General features: G+C 59.5%; 16 protein-coding genes. 7 read left to right on the top strand and 9 right to left on the bottom strand.

All coding sequences use genetic code 11. The features are described from left to right. Window positions 1–97: 97 nt before the first annotated feature. From G505_RS0101380 to G505_RS0101360, 4 genes are all read left to right on the top strand, one after another. On the top strand, window positions 98–1,180 hold the full coding sequence (locus tag G505_RS0101380) for an efflux RND transporter periplasmic adaptor subunit (protein WP_028107955.1): 1,083 nt from the start codon (window positions 98–100) through the stop codon (window positions 1,178–1,180). A 9-nt stretch (window positions 1,181–1,189) separates the two neighbouring features. Continuing rightward, the gene (locus G505_RS0101375) at window positions 1,190–4,261 is read left to right on the top strand and encodes an efflux RND transporter permease subunit (RefSeq protein WP_028107954.1); all 3,072 of its coding nucleotides are present in this window, start codon (window positions 1,190–1,192) and stop codon (window positions 4,259–4,261) included. Window positions 4,262–4,432: 171 nt separating this feature from the next. Then, a complete protein-coding gene (locus G505_RS22950; RefSeq protein ID WP_157508953.1) occupies window positions 4,433–4,591 on the top strand; it encodes a hypothetical protein in 159 nt (52 codons plus the stop codon). A gap of 302 nt (window positions 4,592–4,893) precedes the next feature. Next, window positions 4,894–6,012, top strand: a complete 1,119-nt coding sequence (locus G505_RS0101360) for a pyridoxal-phosphate-dependent aminotransferase family protein (protein ID WP_028107953.1) — start codon at window positions 4,894–4,896, stop codon at window positions 6,010–6,012. Between the two features lie 45 nt (window positions 6,013–6,057). Here G505_RS0101360 and G505_RS0101355 read toward each other — a convergent pair whose 3' ends face one another. After that, window positions 6,058–6,987, bottom strand: coding sequence for an alpha/beta fold hydrolase (locus tag G505_RS0101355; RefSeq protein WP_028107952.1), 930 nt, complete (start codon window positions 6,985–6,987; stop codon window positions 6,058–6,060). Window positions 6,988–7,037: 50 nt separating this feature from the next. After that, window positions 7,038–7,343, bottom strand: coding sequence for a DUF1244 domain-containing protein (locus tag G505_RS0101350; RefSeq protein ID WP_028107951.1), 306 nt, complete (start codon window positions 7,341–7,343; stop codon window positions 7,038–7,040). Between the two features lie 128 nt (window positions 7,344–7,471). Between G505_RS0101350 and G505_RS20215 the strand changes: the two genes are divergently transcribed. Then, entirely contained in the window at window positions 7,472–8,278 is an 807-nt protein-coding gene (locus tag G505_RS20215; RefSeq protein ID WP_035384945.1) for an alpha/beta fold hydrolase, read from the top strand. A gap of 90 nt (window positions 8,279–8,368) precedes the next feature. Here the strand turns inward: G505_RS20215 and G505_RS0101340 are convergent, their stop codons facing one another. Continuing rightward, window positions 8,369–10,111: a DUF885 domain-containing protein gene (locus tag G505_RS0101340; protein WP_028107950.1), complete on the bottom strand. Its 1,743-nt coding sequence runs from the start codon at window positions 10,109–10,111 to the stop codon at window positions 8,369–8,371. A gap of 156 nt (window positions 10,112–10,267) precedes the next feature. Between G505_RS0101340 and add the strand changes: the two genes are divergently transcribed. Then, the gene (add, locus tag G505_RS0101335; protein ID WP_028107949.1) at window positions 10,268–11,269 is read left to right on the top strand and encodes an adenosine deaminase; all 1,002 of its coding nucleotides are present in this window, start codon (window positions 10,268–10,270) and stop codon (window positions 11,267–11,269) included. A 52-nt stretch (window positions 11,270–11,321) separates the two neighbouring features. Here the strand turns inward: add and hemN are convergent, their stop codons facing one another. The 5 genes from hemN to G505_RS0101310 all read right to left on the bottom strand — a co-directional run bounded on the left by hemN (window position 11,322) and on the right by G505_RS0101310 (window position 15,685). After that, window positions 11,322–12,737: an oxygen-independent coproporphyrinogen III oxidase gene (gene hemN / locus G505_RS0101330; protein ID WP_084643709.1), complete on the bottom strand. Its 1,416-nt coding sequence runs from the start codon at window positions 12,735–12,737 to the stop codon at window positions 11,322–11,324. A gap of 309 nt (window positions 12,738–13,046) precedes the next feature. Continuing rightward, entirely contained in the window at window positions 13,047–13,565 is a 519-nt protein-coding gene (yihI, locus tag G505_RS0101325) for a Der GTPase-activating protein YihI (protein WP_028107947.1), read from the bottom strand. A 36-nt stretch (window positions 13,566–13,601) separates the two neighbouring features. Then, window positions 13,602–14,237 (bottom strand): class I SAM-dependent methyltransferase, encoded by a 636-nt coding sequence (locus tag G505_RS0101320; RefSeq protein ID WP_028107946.1) that lies wholly within the window; start codon window positions 14,235–14,237, stop codon window positions 13,602–13,604. Between the two features lie 314 nt (window positions 14,238–14,551). Then, window positions 14,552–14,707, bottom strand: a complete 156-nt coding sequence (locus G505_RS22945; protein WP_157508951.1) for a hypothetical protein — start codon at window positions 14,705–14,707, stop codon at window positions 14,552–14,554. A 348-nt stretch (window positions 14,708–15,055) separates the two neighbouring features. Beyond that, window positions 15,056–15,685 carry a c-type cytochrome gene (locus tag G505_RS0101310; protein WP_028107945.1) on the bottom strand — a complete coding sequence of 210 codons (630 nt, stop codon included), beginning with the start codon at window positions 15,683–15,685 and terminating at the stop codon, window positions 15,056–15,058. A 171-nt stretch (window positions 15,686–15,856) separates the two neighbouring features. On the opposite strand from G505_RS0101310, the gene yihA reads away from it, so the two are divergent. After that, window positions 15,857–16,483, top strand: a complete 627-nt coding sequence (gene yihA, locus G505_RS0101305; RefSeq protein ID WP_028107944.1) for a ribosome biogenesis GTP-binding protein YihA/YsxC — start codon at window positions 15,857–15,859, stop codon at window positions 16,481–16,483. A 776-nt stretch (window positions 16,484–17,259) separates the two neighbouring features. Here the strand turns inward: yihA and polA are convergent. Next, window positions 17,260–20,001: a DNA polymerase I gene (polA, locus tag G505_RS0101300; protein ID WP_028107943.1), complete on the bottom strand. Its 2,742-nt coding sequence runs from the start codon at window positions 19,999–20,001 to the stop codon at window positions 17,260–17,262. Window positions 20,002–20,293: the final 292 nt, after the last annotated feature.

Genomic DNA, 20,293 nt, shown 5'->3' with positions numbered 1-20,293 from the left:
ACTGCGCTCAGTCAAATTTGGGGCAGTGGGATCCGATCCCTGAATCCCTCTCAGTATCTCGGGCCGGATTGAGTTACCGGTCACAAGGAGTTCGGTAATGTTCAAGCGTTTTGCCTTGGTTGTGGGTGGTCTGCTGGTGATTCTGGCGATCATCGGCGGCATCAAGTTCAAACAGATTCAAGAGGGCATGGCCAAGTTTGCGGCCTATGCCCCGCCCCCCGAGACCATCTCCGTGGTGGAAGCCAGGACCGAAAGCTGGCGCCCCCAGGTGGCCAGCGTGGGCACCCTGAACGCCATCGAGGGGATCGAACTGGCGGCTGAGGTCTCCGGTACCGTCGACGGTATCCTGTTCAAGAGTGGCCAGCAGGTGGAAGCGGGTCAGCTGCTGATCACCCTCAACGACGATGTGGAGCAGGCTAACCTGCTGAGCTATCAGGCCCAGGCAGAACTGGCGGCGATCAAGTTCAAGCGTAACGAAGGCCTGTTCCGTAAGAACAACATCTCCGAAACCGACTTCGATCAGTCCAGCGCCGACCTCAAGGTGGCCAACGCCAATGTGGAGCAGACCCGGGCCACCATCGCCAAGAAAAACATTCGTGCCCCCTTTACCGGGGTACTGGGTATTCGCAAGTTTTCCATGGGTGAGTACATCAAAAATGGCGACGCCCTGGTGACCCTGCAGGATATCCGCTCTCTCTACGCCGACTTCTCCGTGCCCGAGCAGTACCTGCCCAGCCTCTACACCGGCCAGGAGGTGGTGTTCCACGTCAGTGCCGCCCCCGAGAAGGAGTTCCGTGGCCAGGTGATCGCCGTGGAAGCCAAGGTGGACGAGAAGACCCGTAACATCGCCATCCGTGCCAAGGTGCCCAACCAGACCGGTGAGCTGCACCCGGGCATGTACGCCGACATCCGGTTGCTGATGCGCGACACCCTGACCCCCATTGTGGTCCCCAGCACCGCCGTGGCCTACAGTCCCTTCGGCGATGCGGTGTTCGTGGTGGAGAAAGACGACAAGGGCCAACAGGTGGCGCGTCGCATCTACGTTCAGGTAGGCGAACAGCGGGGCGATCTGGTCTCCATCCTCAGTGGCCTGGAGCCCGGGATGCAGGTGGTCAATGCAGGTACCTCCAAGCTGGAGAACGGCACCCCGGTGACCATCTCCAACGCCGTGGAACTCTAAGGGGTACCCATGAAGTTTACCGATATCTTTATTCGCCGTCCGGTCCTGGCCATTGTTCTCAACCTGCTGCTGCTGGTGTTTGGTGCCCGGGCCCTGATGGACATGCAGGTGCGCCAGTATCCGGACATGGAGATTGGCCAGATCGACGTCACCACTGTTTACCCCGGCGCCAACGCCGAGCTGGTGCAGGGGTTCGTGACCCAGCCCATCCAGGAGGCGATCTCCTCAGCCGAGGGGATCGACTATGTGACCGCCAGCTCCAAGGCCGGCGTGTCCACCATCTCGGTGTTCCTCAACCTGGGCTATGACGCCAACACCGCCATGGCGGAGATGCTGACCAAGCTCAATGAGGTTCAGGGTCGTTTGCCCCAGAGCATCGACGATCCGGTGATCGCCAAGAGTGTGGCCGGTGGCGGAGCCATCATGTACCTGGCCTACTTCAGTGACACCATGAGTGGGGTGGAGATCACCGACTACCTGAAACGGGTGGTGCAGCCCAAGTTCACCGAGGTCGAGGGGGTGGCGGAAGCCCAGCTCTATGGTGAGAAGGAGTTCTCCATGCGCATCTGGCTGGATCCGGTGCGGATGCAGGCCAATGGGGTGACCGCCGATCAGATCAATCAGGTGCTGACCCAGAACAACTTCCAGTCTGCCGCCGGTGAGGTACGAGACAGCTACACCGTGACCTCGGTGCGGGCGTCTACCTCTTTGCAGGATGAGGCCTCCTTCGGCAACATCAGCGTCAAGAGCGACGGCAACACCGTGGTGCGGCTGCGCGACGTGGCTCGTATCGAGCTGGCAGCCAAGTCTGAGAAGGTGCAGGGCCTGTTTAAGGGCACGCCCGCCATCTTCGTGGGCATCACCACCACCCCGGAAGCCAACCCCCTGGATGTGGCCAAGGGCGTGTATGAGGTGCTGCCGGAGATCGAGCGTAACCTGCCTGATGGCCTGAATCAGGTGATGAACCACGACTCCACCGAGTTCATCCAGGAGTCCATCGACGAGGTACTCAGTACCCTGGGCGAAGCCGTGGTGATCGTGGTGATCGTGGTGTTCCTGTTCCTGGGCTCCCTCCGCAGTGTGATGATCCCCATCGTCACCGTACCCCTCTCCCTGGTGGGTGTGGGTCTGGTGATGCTGGGTCTGGACTTCTCCATTAATCTGCTGACTTTGCTAGCGCTGGTCATGGCCATCTCCCTGGTGGTGGATGACGCCATCGTAGTCGTGGAGAACGTTCACCGTCACATTGAGGAGGGGCTCTCCCCGGTACGGGCCGCCGTCGTCGGCGCCCGTGAGATCGCCATGCCGGTGATCGCCATGACCATCACCCTGGCGGCGGTGTACGCGCCCATCGGCTTTATGGGCGGCCTGACCGGCTCCCTGTTTACCGAGTTTGCCTTTACCCTGGCCGGCGCGGTGCTGATCTCCGGCTTCATCGCCCTGACTCTGTCGCCGATGATGGCCAGCAAGCTGTTGAACAAGGAAGATCTGCACAAGCCTTTCCCCCAGTTCCTGGATCGCTTGTTTGACCGGGTGAAGGATGGCTATCAGCGCATTCTGGAGCAGGTAGTGGGCTACTACAAGGCGGCCATGGTGACCGCGGCCATACTGCTGTTTGCCGCCATCGGCGCCATGTTCATGATGACCCAGTCTGAGCTGGCCCCGGACGAGGATCAGGGTTACCTGTTCAACATCGCCAGCGGCCCGGACAACGCCAACGTCAATTACGCCGTGGCCTATGGCCACGAGTTCATCAACATGGCCTCCCAGTACCCCGAGTACAACATGGCCCTGGTGTTTGCCGGTTATCCCAGTGAGAGTGGCTTCTTCTCGGTACTGGGTCTTAAGCCCTGGAGCCAGCGGGAGCGCAGCCAGATGGAGATTCAGCCCCAGGTGCAGCGCGATGCCAAAGGGATCGCCGGCCTGGAGATCTTCAGTGTGAACCCGCCCGCCCTGCCCGGGGTGGCCTCCGGTTTGCCGGTGAACTTCGTGGTGACCACCACCGCGGATCACGCCACCCTCAACGAGGTGATGACCAAACTCAAGCGCGAAGCGCTGCAGAGCGGCCTGTTTATGGTGGTGAACAGCACCCTGAAGATGAACAAGCCCCAGGTTCACATCGAGATCGACCGGGAGAAGGCGGGTCAGCTGGGGATCTCCATGCAGACCATCGGCAGCGTGCTCTCCACCCAACTGGGGGACTTCCGCACCAACTACTTCGACATCCAGGGACGCAGCTATGAGGTGATTCCTCAGGCGGATGCGCCGTTCCGCTCCACCGCGGATCGCATCGCCGACCTCTATGTCAGCAGTGACACCGGCGCCTCCATTCCCCTCTCCACCGTGGTGACGGTGAAAGAGGAGGTGATCCCCAACGCCCTGACCCAGTTCCAGCAGCTGAACTCGGCCACCCTGGAGGCGATGCCCATGCCCGGTGCCGCCACCATTGCCGATGCTCACACCTTCCTCAAGGCCAAGCTGCAGGAGATTGCGCCCAAAGGGTACGCCTACGACTTCGGTGGCCAGAGCCGGCAGTTTGAGACCGAGGGTGGCGCCCTGTACGTTACCTTTGCCCTGGCCCTGGTGGTGATCTTCCTGGTGCTGGCGGCCCAGTTTGAAAGCTGGCGGGATCCCGTGGTGGTGCTGGTGACCGTCCCCCTGTCCATTTTCGGGGCGATGATTCCCCTGTTCCTGGGCGCGGCCACCCTGAACATCTACACCCAGGTGGGCCTGATCACCCTGGTGGGACTGATCTCCAAGCACGGCATCCTGATCGTGGAGTTTGCCAACCAACTGCAGCGCACTGGTAAGGACAAGGCGGAAGCGGTGATTGAGGCGGCGGCCCTGCGTCTTCGCCCCATCCTGATGACCACTGCGGCCATGGTGCTCGGGGTGATGCCTCTGGTGCTGGCCTCCGGTGCCGGTGCAGTCTCCCGATACAACATCGGTCTGGTGATCACCGTGGGGCTGTCGGTGGGCACCCTGTTCACCCTGTTTGTGGTGCCGGTGATGTACACCCTGTTGGCCAAGACCATCAGCGTGGAGGAGGAGCAGGCAATGCTCCAGGAGACCCGCGCTTAGGTCCTGGTGTCCAGAAAGAAACGAACCTGACTTTGACGAGTCCAGGCCACCCTTCGGGGTGGCCGTTTTGTAAAGGGCGCCAAATAAATTTGCAGAAGACCTGGTCAAATCCAAACTATCATCATCCGCACTCAAATAAATGGGTGAGCTCAATTATTGGGACCGGATAGCATGTTCACGCCGTCACCCACAGCAGTGGCCATCCTGGTCACCCTCGCGGCTCCCCATGCCCTGGCCGAGGAGGTGCCGGCGGCCAGGGTGGTGGTGGATTCCCAGCAGATCGACGATCGCCAGATGAACGACATCGCCGAGTTGGTGAAGCATTGGTGATTCGTGGAGGGGTGTTCAACCTGTTGGACAACAGGTATGTCCGCTGGGACGACGTGTCCGGCATCGAGGATGGCTGAACCAATATGGACAGGTTTACCCAGCCCGGTACCCAAGTGGGGATCAACGCCACCGACAGTTTCTAATCGCCCCCCCTCCCGACGCAATGGGCTGCCTCCGGGCAGCCTTTTTTATGGATAAGCGTTTAAAACGGTCAATTACTTTCGTCCTATACCCAGGCCGAGTTAAACCGTGCTAACTTGGGATATTCTATGTTACTCAGGCCAATTTGCAGGAAGGTCGCCATGTCGTTCAAGCCGTTCAACCCGCCATCCCGGACCCTGATGGGCCCCGGCCCCTCCGATGTTCATCCTCAGGTGCTGCAGGCCCTGGGTAAGCCCACCGTGGGCCACCTGGATCCCAGCTTCATCGCCATGATGGACGAGGTCAAGGCGCTGCTGCAGTACGCCTTCCAGACCGAGAATCCCTTCACCATCGCCGTGTCGGCGCCAGGCAGTGCCGGTATGGAGACCTGCTTCGTCAACCTGATGGAGCCCGGTGAGAAGGTGATCGTCTGCCGCAACGGGGTGTTTGGTGAGCGGATGCGTCAGAACGTTGAGCGCCTGGGCGGCGAAGCGGTGGTGGTGGACGATGCCTGGGGCACCCCGGTGAGCCTCGACAAGGTGGAGGCGGCCCTCAAGGCCCACCCCGACGCCAGGTTCCTCGCCTTCGTCCATGCCGAGACCTCCACCGGCGCCCTCTCCGACGCCAAGGCGCTGTGTGCCCTGGCCCAGGCGCACGATTGCCTCTCCATCGTCGATGCGGTGACCTCCCTGGGAGGGGTGGAGCTGCGCGTGGACGAGTGGGGCATCGACGCCATCTACTCAGGCAGCCAGAAGTGCCTCTCCTGTGTCCCCGGCATCTCACCGGTCTCCTTCTCGCCCAGGGCGGTGGCCAAGCTGGAGGCCCGCAAGACTCCGGTGCCCAGCTGGTTCCTGGACCAGACCCTGGTGATGGGGTATTGGAGCGGCACCGGCAAGCGCAGCTACCACCACACCGCCCCGGTGAACAGCCTCTATGCCCTGCATGAGTCCCTGCGCCTGCTGCACGAAGAGGGGTTGGAGAACGCCTGGGCCCGCCACGCCAGCATGCACCAGAAACTGAAGGCCGGTCTGGAGAAGCTGGGCCTGAGCTTTGTGGTGGAGGAGGCCCATCGCCTGCCGCAGCTGAATGCCGTCTACATCCCGCAAGGGGTGAACGATGCCGAGGTGCGCAGCCAGCTGCTCAACCGCTTCAACCTGGAGATCGGCGCCGGCCTGGGGGATCTGGCGGGCAAGGCGTGGCGCATCGGCCTGATGGGTTACGCCGCCCGGGAGGAGAACGTCACCCTGTGCCTCGGCGCCCTGGAAGAGGTGCTGAGCTAGGGCTCTGGGAGAGCAACAAAAAGGCGCCATCGGCGCCTTTTTTGATCAGTGCTTGTCGAGCCACTGGGTGATGGCGCTCAACACCCGGTCTCGGATGCTGGGGATCTCCACCAACAACTCATGTCGCGCGTCACTCAGGGCGATCAGCTGCATGTTTTTGCCCAGGGCGACCACCTGCTCCATCGCCTGATTGTCGACGATGACATCCTGGCCGGCCTGCATCACCAGGGTAGGCGTGCTCAGTTTGTGCGCCTGCTGCTTGATCCTGTCCATGGCGTCGAAGGATTCCATCATCCAGTGATTGGAGGGGGAGCCCAGCTGCAACTGAGGGACCTGCTGGTAGAGCGCCTGGAATGCCTGGTATCGCTCAGGATCCTGAGTCAGGGCATTCTCTTCGAAGGGGATGGGCTGGTAGTCCGTCCCTCCGGGGATGTAGCCAGGCTTGCCCTGCCAACGATTCCAGCTTGCCAGCATCGACAACACCGGCTGCAGAACCCACCTGGGCCCGGGAAGCTGGATGCCGTACATGGGGGCAGAGAACACCGCGGCGTCAAAGACCCCTGGATGCGCCAGGATATAGAGGGTGCCGATGGCGCCGCCCATGGAGTGACCCACCAGATAGAGTTTCTTCGGGTTGCTGGGCTGCACCACCTGAGTCATAAAGGTGTGCATATCCTCCACGTAGTGTTCAAAGCGCTGAACATGGCCGAGGAAGCGATTGCTGCTGAGTCGATCGGACAGTCCCTGGCCGCGGTGATCCCAGATAAAGACCTCGAGACCACTTTTGTGCAAGTCTTCGGCCAAGCCATCGTATTTCAAATAGCCTTCCGAGCGCCCGCTGGCGATCACAACCGTGCCACGAGCAAACGGGTTGGGCAGGTGGGCATACCTCAGGGTTACCCCATCGACACCGGTAAACTCCCCCTGAACTGCCTGTTGCCAGAGAGAGGGGATGGCCACAGCGGCTTGAGTCATAACGAGTCCCAAAAGAAACAGAAGGCTGCGTAGCATAGTGAGATCAATGGTTATTGGGAAGCCTTGGCCTTCTGCCTGGCTTCAAAGGCGGCCATCTGCTCGGCAGTGGCGGGTTTCTGATACTTGGTCTTCCAGCTGTCGTAGGACTCGCCATAGACCACTTCTCTGGCCTGATCGTAATCCACCTCTTCACCGCGCGCCTTGGCTTCCGCCATGTACCATTTGGCCAGGCAATTGCGGCAGAAATCCGCCAGGATCATCAGGTCGATGTTCTGCACCTCCTTGTGGTTGTCCAGGTGGCTGAGCAGGCGGCGGAAGGTGGCGGCTTCAATCTCGGTCTGGGTGTGTTTATCCATAATCTCTTGCATCTCCTTGTGGGGTAAACGCCAGTGTACCCCCATCTGAGTCACTATAGTATCCAACAAGGCATGTTGATACTCTGGTAGGACCGCCCATTACACTGGGTATCTCACGGAGAGATCTCTTGAAGTTTGAACACTTTGGTCAGGGTAGCCCCGCCCTGGTCTTCAGCCATGCCAATGGCTTCCCCCCGGCAACCTATCGTCAGCTGTTTCAGGCCTGGGACGCGGCAGTGGAAGCCCCCCTGCTCAAGCCCCTGACCAGCCCGGTGGATGAGGCGGCCAGTGACATCTGGTGGCACATGGCCGAGGAGCTGGCCGATTGGTTGGAGGGTCAGCCCGAGCCCAGACTGCTGGCGGGCCACTCCATGGGGGCGGTGGTCAGCTGCCTGGCGGCGATGCGTTGCCCGCACAAGGTGGCGGGACTGGTGATGCTGGATCCTGTGTTCCTGCCAACCCGCTGGGTGGCGCCCATGCGGCTGATGCCCAAACGCTTCAAGGTAAAGCAGCCTCTGGTGGCCAAGACCCTGCGTCGCCCCCATCAGTTCGATGATCACCTTGGGGCCTTTCAGTTTCACCGGGGCAAGCGGGTGTTTTCCGGCATGAATGATGAGGCGCTCACCGATTACATCCATGCGGCGTTCGAGCCCAATGACCAGGGGGTGGCGCTGAGGTACAGCCGGGAGTGGGAAGCGCACATCTACCAGACGGCGCCCTGGATATGGCCCAGGCTGGGCAGGCTTAAGGTACCGACCCTGATCATCCGTGGGGCCAACAGCGATACGGTGACCCCGGGCAGTTGGGCGCGCATCGGCCGCCTCTGTCCCGACGCCAGCCGCATCGAACTGCCGGAGTGTGGTCACCTGCTGCCCATGGAGCGGCCGGAGGCGGTGGCGGCGGCCATTCGTCAGTGGCTGGATACCCTGGCGTAGCGAGTGTGACAACAGAAGAGGTGCCCCAGGGCACCTCTTGGGCTTTTAGTCCGTGCCGCTCCATAAACACTCGGCGAAGGTCAAGGTGCTTTAACCTTGCTGGCTGGCAATCCACTGGCGCACCAGTCGCTCCAGCTCAGCCAGGGGCACCGAGCCGTTGGCCAGTACCGCATCGTGGAAACCTCGGATATCGAAGCGGTCTCCCAGGGTCTGCTCCGCCTCATGCCGCAGACGCCACAGGGTCAGCTCGCCCATCTTGTAGGAGAGGGCCTGCCCCGGCCAGGAGATGTATCGGTCCACCTCTGTGGTGACGTTGTGCAGGGAGAGGGCGGTGTTACCGGCCATAAAGTCGATGGCCTGCTGGCGGCTCCAGCCCTTGGCGTGGATGCCGGTGTCCACCACCAGGCGGCTGGCACGCCACATCTCATAACTGAGACGGCCAAAGTCGGCATAGGCGTCCTCATAGTAACCCGCTTCCACCCCCAGCTTTTCCGAGTACAGCCCCCAGCCTTCGCCGAAGGCACTGATGTAGTGGTAGCGGCGCAGCGGGTGCACCTCGCCCAGTTCCCGGGTCAGGGAGATCTGCAGGTGATGGCCAGGCACTGCTTCATGCAGGGTGAGGGCGGGCAGGGCATAGAGGGGGCGCTTGTCCAGGGCGTAGGTGTTGACCCAGTAGTAGCCCGGCTGATGATCGCCGCTGGGACCGGAGTAGCGACCTGTGGTGTATTTGGGGGCGATCTCCACCGGTACCGCCATCACCCCGTAGGGAGTGCGCGGCAACTTGCCAAAGAACTGTGGCAGCATGGCGTCCGCCCTCTTGGCCAGCCAGGCCGCTTCCCGCAGAAGCTGCTCAGGTGTGTTGGCATAGAAGCGCGCATCGGTGCGCAGGAAGGCCAGGAACTCGGCAAAGTCCCCCTCGAACGCCAGCGCTTCGATGATCGTCTCCATCTCGGCGCGGATGCGGGCCACCTCCTCCAGCCCCAGCTGGTGAACCTCGTCCGGGGTCATGGGCAGGGTGATGAAGTGATTCACCCGGTTGGCGTAGTAGGCCTCCCCGTCGGGCAGCTCGCCGGCGGCGATGCTGGTGCGGGCGGCAGGCCGATACTCCTCAACAAAGAAGCTCAGGTAATCACGGTAGGCGGGCAGCACCTGCTCCCTGACCGCTTTGAGACCGGCGCGCGTCAGGGCCTGGGTGTCCGCTCGATCTTGGGGCAGGGTGGTGAAGGGCTGGTAGTAGAGACTTTCTTTGGCGTCGTCGGGCAGGTAGGCCTGGATGGAGCTCTCAAATCCCTCAAGTACCACCTGAGGCTGGGTGTAGCCCAGGCGTACCCCTTCGCGCATCCAGTGGATCTGCTGCTGAAACAGTTCAGGCAGGGCGGCCAACCGGGACAGGTAGGCCTGGGCCTGTTGGGTGGTGGCCAACGTCAGGCCGGCGGCGATGCCAGCCACCTCATTGTGAAAGCCGCCCTCGGCGGTCAGTGGCATCAGGTATTCGTGGAAGCGATAGCTGTCGGTGCGGTTCTCCAGGATCCCCACCAGAATCGACAGGTTGATCCTGCCCTCATCGCTGAGGGCGCCGGCATCGATGTTTCTGGCCTGATCCAGCAGGGCCAGGTTGGCGTCAAAGGCGCCCTGCAGTGCCTGGGGACTGTGATCGTCCAGTCTGGCCTGGGCATCGATGTCGCCAAAGTGAGCGGCCATCTGCGGAGAGCGTGCCAGCCGCTGCTGCCAGGCTTGCTCCATCAGGTCGATGACGGTGTCGTCGGCACTGGGAGGCTGGGTGGTGGCACAGCCGGTCAGCACCAGCAGGGCACCGATAAGCCAGTTTTTCATGATCCTGTCCCTTTGTTGAATTCTACTTTTTAATTATTCTGAGGCCGTGTTGACCTGTGCGCCGGCTTAGGGCGTCATAAACGGCGCCACAATTGTATACAATTCCCCCGGGTTTGTTGTTGGCAAATAACATCCCTTTACCAAAAAGAGAGACCCATGTTTGATCAAGGCATACTCCTGACCGACCTTCACCGCCATCTCGATGGCTCGGTGCGCCCCGAGACCGTGCTGGACCTGGCCCGTCAATTCAATGTGACCCTGCCCGCCTACGAGATGGAGGCGCTGCGCCCCTACCTGCAGGTGATCGACCGTTGTCCCTCGGTGGAGGCGTTGCTGGCCAAGCTGGATTATCAGGTGGCGGTGCTGGGGGATCTGGATGCGGTGAACCGGGTGGCCTATGAAAATGCCCTGGATCTTGCGGCCAATGGAGTGGACTACGGTGAGCTGAGGTTCTCTCCCGCTTACATGGCCGGACCCCACGGTTTGCCCCAGGAGGGGGTGGTGGAAGCGGTGATCGATGGCGTTGCCCGCGGTGCCCGGGACAGTGGCATCATGATCAACCTCATCGGCATCCTCTGTCGCGGCGACGGTGCCGAGGCCTGCCATCGTGAGCTGGATGCCATCCTCAGTCAGAAACAGCACTTCGTTGCCTGCGACCTGGCGGGTGATGAGGAGGGGTTCCCCGGGGACCTGTTTGTGGATCACTTCAAACGGGTGCGGGATGCCTACCTCAATGTCACCATTCACGCCGGTGAGCCCGGTCCGCCGTCCTCCATCTGGCAGGCGGTGACCGAGCTGGGGGCCACCCGCCTGGGGCATGCCACCACGGCGCCGGAGGATCCGCGTCTGCTGGCGTTTCTCAGGGAGAGAGGGATCGGCATCGAGTCCTGTCCCACCTCCAATGTCCACGCCAACTCGGTGGCGGATTATGAGGTGCACCCCATCCGCACCTTTGTGGAGCAGGGGCTGAAGGTGTGCCTGAATACTGACGACCCCGGCGTTTCCGCCAACTCCATCCCCTTCGAGTATCAGATGGCCAGAGAGCGCATTGGCCTGAGTGAAGCCCAGCTGCGCACCATTCAGCAGCACGGCGCCGAGCTGGCGTTTATCTCCGACAGCGACCGCAAGGCGCTGCTGCAGAAGAAGCAGGGTCGCTGACAGACAGCCAAAAAAAAGGTCGCCGCGGCGACCCTTTTTTATGCCTGGATGATCAGATCACCCGGGAGAACTGTTGCTGGCGGGCCTTGTCGCGCAGGTAGCGGTCGAAGCACATGCAGATGTTGCGGATCAGCAGGCGGCCCTGGCCGGTCACCTCGATGCGGTCCTCGCTCATGCGCACCAGATCATCTTCGATGAAGGGCTTGAGCAGCTTCTGGTCTTCTTCGAAGTACTGGTTGAAGTCGATGTTCCACTGCTTCTCGATGGCGCTCTTATCCAGCTGGAAGTGGCAGATTAGCTGCTTGATCACTTCGCGGCGGATGAAGTCATCGGTCTCCAGACCACAGCCCTTGATCATGGCGTGCTCGTTGGCATCCATCGCTTCGTAGTAGTCTTTCAGGTCCACGGCGTTCTGGGCGTAGGCCTTACCGATGTTGGAGATGGCGGACGCGCCCAGACCCAGCAGGTCGGCGTCGGGCTGGGTGGTGTAGCCCTGGAAGTTGCGGTGCAGTTGGCCGGCGTTCTGCAGGCGGGCCAGTTCATCTTCAGGCTTGGCGAAGTGATCCATGCCGATGAACTGGTAGCCGTAGCCCATCAGGGTGTTGATGGTGTTTTCCAGCAGCTTCAGCTTCTGATGCGGCGTCGGCATATCCTCCTCTTTCAGCTTGCGCTGGGCGGCGAAGCGATGAGGCAGGTGGGCATAGTTGAAGACACTGAGGCGATCCGGGTCCAGATCCTTTACCCGCTCCAGCGTCTTGGCGAAGCTCTCTGGGGTCTGATGGGGCAGGCCGTAGATCAGGTCGATGTTGGTGGAGGTGAAGCCCAGCTTGCGGGCGTGCTCGAGGAGGTCGAAGATGAACTGTTCATCCTGCTCGCGGTTGACCGCCACCTGCACCTCTTTGTTGAAATCCTGAACCCCAACGGAGATGCGGTTGAAGCCCACCTCTTTCAGCACTTCCAGAGTATCCAGTTCAATCTCGCGGGGATCCACCTCGATGGCGAACTCACCCTCGTCGGCGAAGTTGAACTTCTCCTTCAGCAGCTTGACCAGACGGCGGATCTGCTCGTGGTTGAGGAAGGTTGGCGTGCCGCCACCCCAGTGCATCTGGGTAACGCTGTACTCCTTGAACAGAGGCGCACGGGCGTTGATTTCACGCTCCAGGTAGTCCAGATACTGGTCCGCCTTATGGGCATGACGGGTGATGATCTTGTTGCAGCCGCAGTAGTAGCAGAGCTTGTGGCAGAAGGGGACGTGGATGTAGAGGGACAGGTTGCGCTTGTCCGAATCCTGAATCGCTTCCCGCAGGTGCTGGTCGGTGTAGTCCTTGTGGAACTCCACTGCGGTGGGGTATGAGGTGTAACGGGGGCCGCTGTAGTTATACTTCTCAATCAGGGCCTGGTTCCAGCTAATCTTATCCTGCACTGCATTCTCTCCTGCGGCATGGGTGAGCCGATGATATTGCGGCATCCCGAGGTCTGGTTGCGTTCCTGTGACTCAACGGGAGCATTATTTAATGTGCATTATGCACACTTTTAAGCGCCTTGCCTTTGATCCGTGACCCAAATTCACCCCGGGGGGCTGGTCTGGCCTATAAGGCTGTGCTGGGCGTGATGTTTTATAAACAACGGACCGGGCCAATGGTTCCCGGCCGGAACTCAGGAACGTGAGCTGGTCCACAGAGTGGAGCACAGTCCCTAAGGGTAGGGCAGTAATTGGTGGGGCGACAGGGGGAGCGCCCGGCGCAGGCCGGGCCCCTGGGGAGTACTCTTGGGGAGATTACTCTTTGTAGTCGTCCAGCAGATCACTGCCGGATTCGAAGCGGCTCATCAGGTCCTGCTCCGGCTGGGGAGCGGGCTGCTCTTCAGGCGCCTCCTCCAGTTCGATGCCCAGCTGGGTCATCAACTGTTCGATTCTGTCCAGCTTGGCGTCCAGCCACTGTTGGTCCTCGGCACTGAGCACCTCCTCCTGGTCCAGGCGATCCAGCAGGGCGTTAAGCCGGGGCAGGTTCTCCAGTTTCTCCAGCTCCTGCTCCGGAGAGAGGGGCTTGGCCGCTGGCGCCTCCTGTGCAGGGGGGGTCAGGGAGATGGGCTTCTTGCTGCCCAGGCGCGGGTCCATGGGATCCTGAGGCTGATCTGCCCGCTGTCTGGACTTGGCAGAGCCTTCGTTCTGGCGAGAGCCAGCGGCTTTACCCTTGGCGTTCCGGCGTTTGCCTTCGTGACCTGCCCCTTTTTCGGTGCGGGTCTGTTGCCGGGGTCCGTGAACATTAATCTTGCGGGATTTCTTCTGTCTCGTCATCGTTTGCCTCCAGAGTGGGCGGCAGGTTATACCAGATTATGCCGCTTTTTGCAGCAGTACGACGTCATTACCGATAAATTCCACCGTCAGGCTGTCCCTCTGGGCCAGAAACTCGAAGGTGGTGCGGCTGAAAAAGCTGACATGGGTGGGGTCGTTCTTGTAGTGCCAGTTGGCAAACGCCTGCCTGTCCTTCACCAGCTTGGTCATCAGCGCCAGGATGCCGCCGGGACGCACCAGCTCCAGCAGCAGCTGCCACTCCCGTCCGGGGCGGTAGAAGTGCTCGATGGCTTCGGTGCAGGTGACAAAGTCATAATTGCTTCTCAGCGGCGCCCTGTCCGGGTGGAAATAGGGGTCGTAGATGGCCATGGCGTGTCCCGCCTCCTCCAGCATCAGTGACAGGGTCGGTCCCGGGCCGCAACCAAAATCCAGCCCCTGGCTGCCGGGCGCCAGCCTCTGCATCAGCGGCTGTGCCAATCGGGAGAGGAAGCGGCGGTATCCCTGGTCTAATGGGTCATTCTGATGTTGATCGTACTGATGCTTCTCCGCCGAGGGGGGCAGCAGGGCGTTGGGGTCGGCAAACACCAGCTCACACCTGGTGCATTGGAAGTAGTGACGTTTCTTGTCCTGATGATAGTGCTGAGTCTGATGGTGCTGACAGAGGGGGCAGTGCATAGGGTCCCGAAACCTCGAAGGAGCCACTGGGGCGTGTTGATTTTTTTTGTGACGAACCTCGGCGAAGAAGCAACCGCGCCGAGTCCACCGGCCCATTATAAAAGGAACGTTTGTTGCTGGGAACCTGGGGGCGCGGGAAATAAAAAAGGCAGCAGAGTCTCCTCTGCTGCCAGGTAATGGGGTGTCTTAAGACACTCACTCATTCGGGTATTCAGGCAATCCTTACCTGCGATGTGACTTTCCCGGTCTAGATCCGTCTTCTTTTTACTGCTTCCGTGCGGCTTTTTTCGTTTTCGGCCTATCCTGGCGCTTTATTATTCTTCCTGAAGGTTTTCCTTAACAAGGCTAATGTCATCGTCCTGATGACAAGCATCTTCCTGACGTAATACAACCATCCGTGTTGAACTGAGATGCTGGTCCTTCTGCTCGAGCTCTCCGGCTCGTTTCCTCCTGAAGAGTTTCCGTTCCATCACCCATCTCCTTGGGTGCTGTCCCTTTTTTTTCGGTGACGCTCCGGCCGCCGAGTTCCTCTCCTTTGGATGCCCCATACTCTACTTAATTTGAGCTGGATCGCAACTTTTTTTGCAGTTTTGTTACCGTCGCTCGCGATTGTTAACAGTGCAATTGCTTGATGACAAAAGGTTTGAGGAGGATTTTGCAGTGAAAAAGACTTAAATCTCTCAATGTCGCAATGGCAAATCTCTTACAAGAAGAATCGTGCAGGGGGGATGCGCCTTCTGTGATCGAGATCCTCAAACCGCAGATGTTAAAAAGGCGAGCCACTGGCTCGCCTCTTACTCTGGTGAAGCTATCCCGGCCTATTTCAGGCTGGAGATGTACTGGCTCAGCAGGCTGATGTCCTCGTCACGCAGGTTCTTGGCTACGCCGGTCATCATGCCGTTGAGATCGTTGGCACGGGCACCGCTGCGGAACTTCTCCAGTTGGGCCTTGATGTAGTCCGGGTGTTGACCCGCCAGGCTGGGGTAACCGGCCAGGTTCATCCCTTCCCCATTGGGACCGTGGCAGGCCGCACAGGCGGTAATCTGACGCTGTGCGTCACCCCCCATATACAGCTTTTCGCCTTTGGCCTGGGTATCTGCGTCCACCTGAGTGCCGGCGGAGATCGCCTGGGAGGCATAGAAAGCGGAGACATCCGCCATCTGCTCGTCATTCAGGGTCATGACCATTCCGGCCATAATGGGATCGTTTCGGCCCTCTTTGCCGCCGCTCATGGCACCCTGCTTGAATTCTTTCAACTGCTTGAGCAGGTAGCCCTGATGCTGGCCAGCCAGTTTGGGGTACATGGGGACCATGCTGTTCCCGTCCATGCCGTGGCAGGCAAGACAGGTGGTGGTGGCAACTTGCTGCCCTTTGGCTTCATCTCCCTGGGCCTGAACAGTACCGCTGAAAGCGGCGAGCACAGAAAGTGTTAGTGCTAATTTTTTCATGGTGTTCCAACTTTTATTTGCGTGGCTCGTTCTTTCCCTGTCCAGCCTCGCCCCGTGATAGACTATTGGGGAGGCTCGCAGAACGCATTTTACACTAATTTGTCGTTAGATCTAAAAAATTGGCGTAATGTGACCCAGAGCACCCATGTAAATCATCAATGGAGATCCTAAGTGAGCGATACCGCCATCGATTTTCGCCGCGCCAAGTACATGCTCAGCGCCCCTGACATCAGTTTTCTGCCGCCAGATACCGGGATCGAGGTTGCGTTTGCGGGCCGCTCCAATGCGGGAAAATCCTCTGCCCTCAATACGATGACCGACCAGAAAGGTTTGGCTAAGACCTCCAAGACCCCGGGTCGTACCCAGATGATCAACCTGTTTGAGGTGGGGGACGATCGTCGTCTCGTGGACCTGCCCGGTTATGGCTTTGCCCAGGTTCCCCTGGAGATGAAGAAGAAGTGGCAGAAGGCTCTGGCTGAGTACCTGGAGAAGCGCCGCTGTCTGCGCGGGGTGGTGGTGATGATGGATTGTCGTCACCCTCTGAAGGATCTGGACGCCAACATGATCCGTTGGTCCGTGGCGGCGGAGCTGCCGGTTCTGGTGTTGCTGACCAAGGCGGATAAATTAAAGCAGGCGGTTAAACAGAAAACCCTGAGAGACGTAAAGTCCGCCCTGGAAGAGTTCGGTGGCGAGATCAAGGTACAGCTGTTCTCTTCTCTGAAGGGAACCGGTCGCGGCGAAGCCATCGCCCACATCGGTCGTTGGCTGGATCCCCAGGATGAGGTGGTGGCCGAGTAAGGCAGACCAGTTGCACGAAGGGCGCCCAGGGGGCGCCTTTTTCGTTCAGGCACCCGGAAAAGAAAAAGCCGGTGACGAATGATCATCACCGGCGTGTAAAAAGCTTAATTGGGGAGAAGCTTTTTCAACGATAACAAGACGAGAGTCGCCCGGACTCGGATTCCGGGGGACGACCCTATGAACGCATCATAACTCTTCGGCAACAAAAACTAAAGCATTTGCTCTAATCCGGATTGTGCGAAAAGTGTTCGGTGAATTTCGTAACTTGATGAAAGTTTTCAGACATAGAAAAGAAAAAACCCCGGTGACAAGTGTCACCGGGGCGCCATAAATTTTGGCTGATCGCTGAGAGCGATCGAATAAGGTTTGTTAAGATAGAACATCTTACCTCTGTACCCTACAGACGAAAGCATAGCCAACCAGGTTGCTTTATAAAAGCGAATTCGGTCCTAGATGAGAAATTTTGTGATCTTGATCGCCAAAAAGCTACGCGTTCTGCGCTTTTTGATCCAATAACTACATAAAGTCTCATTATCCCTCTATTTACCTGCTTGGTTCCTTACCGCAATAAGTCATCAAACTGTGATCTGCGATCCACCTGGAGATCTTTGGAGTGGATCCAACAGATCGAACGGCGGTGTTCTTTGTGGTTCGGTCGGTCTGCCCGGGTGAAAGTTCACTTACAACCCAGGGGCAAAGAAAAGGGGAGCGAATCGCTCCCCTCAGGTGGGGTCATGGCGCCCGGGTTAAAATCAGCCCGCCAGGATTGCTGAGCCCTAGTGGGCCTGGTCCCAGTTGTCGCCGATGCCGGCTTCGGCGATCAGCGGCACATCCAGTTGTGCTGCGTCGGCCATCAGGTCACGCAGAGCCTGGCTGTGGGTCTCGGCCTGCTCCTGTTTCACTTCAAACACCAGTTCATCGTGCACCTGCATCAGCATGCGAATCTCATCCTTCTCCTGTTTGGACAGGTAGTCGGACACTTTGATCATCGCCCGCTTGATGATGTCGGCGGCACTGCCCTGCATGGGGGCGTTGATGGCGGTACGTTCTGCGGCCTGCTGGCGCATCTTATTACGGGCGTTGATGTCCGGCAGGTGCAGACGGCGGCCAAACAGGGTTTCCACATACTGATCGTCATGGGCCTGTTTGCGGGTGTCCTCCATGTAGCGCTTCACACCGGGGTAACGCTCGAAGTAGATGTCGATGTAGTGCTGGGCTTCCCCTCTGGGAATGTGCAGCTGTTTGGCCAGTCCGAAAGCGGACATGCCATAGATCAGGCCGAAGTTGACCGCCTTGGCCCGGCGACGCTGCTCGGTGGTGACCTCATCGAAGCTCACTCCAAACACCTCGGCGGCGGTGGCCCGGTGGACATCCTTACCCTGGGCAAAAGCCTCCAGCAGCCCCTTGTCCTGAGAGAGGTGAGCCATGATCCTCAGTTCAATCTGGGAGTAGTCGATGGCCAGCAGCTTGTAGCCGTCCGGGGCGATAAAGGCCTGACGAATGCGCCGCCCCTGTTCGCTGCGGATGGGGATGTTCTGCAGGTTGGGATCGGAGCTGGAGAGACGTCCGGTGGCGGTCACTGCCTGATGGTAGGAGGTGTGCACCCGGCCACTGGGCTGCACCAGCAGGGGCAGCTTGTCGGTATAGGTGCTCTTCAGCTTGGCCAGGCTTCGATGCTCCAGAATCAGTTTGGGCAGCTCATAGTCCAGGGCCAGGTCCTGAAGCACCTCTTCGGCGGTGGAGGGGGCGCCCTTGGGGGTTTTCTTCAGCACGGGATAGCCCAGCTTCTCAAACAGAATATGTTGCAGCTGCTTGGTGGAGGAGAGGTTGAAACTCTCGCCGGCCAGATCGTGAGCCTGCTGCTCCAGGGCATCGAGCACATTGGCGATTTCGGTGGATTGCTGGTGCAGCAGATCCGTGTCCAGCAGCACACCCTGGCGCTCGATACTGGAAAGGATAGGCACCAGGGGCATCTCGATGTCGCGGAACACCTTGTGGCAGCCCTCCAGCTCCTGAAGCCTCGGCAGCAGATGCTGGTGCAGTTGCAGGGTGATGACCGCGTCCTCGGCGGCGTAGGGGGCGGCTTCCTCCAGAGGGATCTGGTTGAAGGTTTTCTGCTTGGCCCCTTTGCCAGCGATATCCTCGAAGTGAACCGTCTTGTGGCTCAGGTATTTGAGAGCCAGGTCATCCATATTGTGCTTACCCGCGGTGGAGTTGAAGCAGTAGGACTCCAGCATGGTGTCAAACTCGACCCCCTGCAGCCTGATGCCATAACGAGCCAGGACCGACATGTCGTACTTAAGGTTCTGGCCGACCTTCTTGCGGGAGGCGTCTTCCAGCAGAGGCTTGAATCTGGTCAGTACCGCGTCTCTGTCCAGCTGCTGCGGGGCACCTTCGTAGTCATGGGCCAGAGGCAGATAGGCGCCCAGCTTGGTGTCCACAGCAAAGCTCAGGCCCACCAGTTCCGCCTCCATGTAGTTGAGGGAGGTGGTCTCGGTATCCAGGGCAAACAGCTCCGCCTGTTGCAGTTTGTCCAGCCACTGATCCAACTGGCCCTGGGTCAGAATGGTTTCGTGTTCGAACTCGCAGGCTTTGGCGGTGCCGCCATCCGCCTCTTCGGCAGTGTCGGACTTGTCCCCATCCAGCACCTCACCCAGCCAGCGACGGAACTCCATCTCTCCGTAGAGCTTTATCAGGGCATCGCGGTCCGGGGCGATGACCTTGAGATCGGCCATCGCCTGGTTCAGGGGAACGTCCAGCTTGATGGTTGCCAGCTGATAACTGAGGAAGGCTTCCTTCTCGTTGTCGCGCAGCTTCTTAGGCATGGTTTTGGCACCGCGGAAGCCCAGCGTCGCCACCGCATCCGGATCACCATAGATGGCGTCCAGTCCGCCGATCCCCTGGAGCATGGCCAGGGCGGTCTTCTCACCCACGCCGGGCAGCCCCGGGATGTTGTCGACCTTATCCCCCATCATCGCCAGCAGGTCGATGATCAGCTCAGGCCCCACACCGAACTTATTCACCACCCCTTCCGGATCCATCACGGTGTCGGTCATGGTGTTGATCAGGGTAATGTTGTCGGTAACAAGCTGAGCCATATCCTTGTCACCGGTGCTGATCACCACTTTATGACCCGCCTCTTCCGCCTGCTTGGCCAGAGTGCCGATGACGTCGTCGGCTTCCACCCCTTCCACCACCAGCAGCGGCAGCCCCATGGCGCGGATGATCTCATGCACGGGCTGAATCTGACTGCGCAGGTCATCGGGCATGGGGGGGCGGTGTGCCTTATAGTCGGGGTAGAGGTCATCCCGGAAGGTTCTACCTTTGGCATCGAACACCACCACCATGTGGCTGGGGTTGAATTGACGGATCAGGCTGCGCAGCATGTTGACTACGCCGTAGACCGCGCCTGTGGGCTCTCCCTTGGAGTTGGTCAGGTGTGGTGGCGCATGATAGGCGCGGTAAAGGTAGGAGGAGCCGTCGACGAGGATCAGGGGATTTTCGGGAAGCTGGGCCATGTGGATGTTTTACTGTTGAAAGTGATGGCTAAGCATGCCACGAGTGCCCGGAATTCGCTAGGGTGAAGGTGATTTTCCACAGAGTTGTCCACAGGATATAAGGACGCACAGAGATGTGGATAACTCTGTGTGTTTCTGCAGAATGCGCGGGATCGCATTAAAATTCGATCGAGATCAAAGACTTGGTGATAGATCAATAAAATCAATTGGTTATCTGAATGATCTTTGGCGATCCTGGCCAAAGATCCCACAAAACCCGTATTGTGGATATTGCTATTCGAAACAGGTTTAG

The sequence above is a fragment of the Ferrimonas futtsuensis DSM 18154 genome (genome assembly GCF_000422645.1).
In the GTDB taxonomy this organism is placed as follows: domain Bacteria; phylum Pseudomonadota; class Gammaproteobacteria; order Enterobacterales; family Shewanellaceae; genus Ferrimonas; species Ferrimonas futtsuensis.
This window is presented reverse-complemented; position numbering and strand designations above follow the sequence as displayed.

Excerpts from the sequence above, each read along its gene's own strand:
- G505_RS0101380 (WP_028107955.1), top strand. The coding sequence starts at position 98 with ATGTTCAAGCGTTTTGCCTTGGTTGTGGGTGGTCTGCTGGTGATTCTG.
- G505_RS0101375 (WP_028107954.1), top strand. The coding sequence starts at position 1,190 with ATGAAGTTTACCGATATCTTTATTCGCCGTCCGGTCCTGGCCATTGTT.
- G505_RS22950 (WP_157508953.1), top strand. The coding sequence starts at position 4,433 with ATGTTCACGCCGTCACCCACAGCAGTGGCCATCCTGGTCACCCTCGCG.
- G505_RS0101360 (WP_028107953.1), top strand. The coding sequence starts at position 4,894 with ATGTCGTTCAAGCCGTTCAACCCGCCATCCCGGACCCTGATGGGCCCC.
- G505_RS0101355 (WP_028107952.1), bottom strand. The coding sequence starts at position 6,987 with ATGACTCAAGCCGCTGTGGCCATCCCCTCTCTCTGGCAACAGGCAGTT.
- G505_RS0101350 (WP_028107951.1), bottom strand. The coding sequence starts at position 7,343 with ATGGATAAACACACCCAGACCGAGATTGAAGCCGCCACCTTCCGCCGC.
- G505_RS0101340 (WP_028107950.1), bottom strand. The coding sequence starts at position 10,111 with ATGAAAAACTGGCTTATCGGTGCCCTGCTGGTGCTGACCGGCTGTGCC.
- add (WP_028107949.1), top strand. The coding sequence starts at position 10,268 with ATGTTTGATCAAGGCATACTCCTGACCGACCTTCACCGCCATCTCGAT.
- hemN (WP_084643709.1), bottom strand. The coding sequence starts at position 12,737 with ATGCCGCAATATCATCGGCTCACCCATGCCGCAGGAGAGAATGCAGTG.
- yihI (WP_028107947.1), bottom strand. The coding sequence starts at position 13,565 with ATGACGAGACAGAAGAAATCCCGCAAGATTAATGTTCACGGACCCCGG.
- G505_RS0101320 (WP_028107946.1), bottom strand. The coding sequence starts at position 14,237 with ATGCACTGCCCCCTCTGTCAGCACCATCAGACTCAGCACTATCATCAG.
- G505_RS22945 (WP_157508951.1), bottom strand. The coding sequence starts at position 14,707 with ATGGAACGGAAACTCTTCAGGAGGAAACGAGCCGGAGAGCTCGAGCAG.
- G505_RS0101310 (WP_028107945.1), bottom strand. The coding sequence starts at position 15,685 with ATGAAAAAATTAGCACTAACACTTTCTGTGCTCGCCGCTTTCAGCGGT.
- polA (WP_028107943.1), bottom strand. The coding sequence starts at position 20,001 with ATGGCCCAGCTTCCCGAAAATCCCCTGATCCTCGTCGACGGCTCCTCC.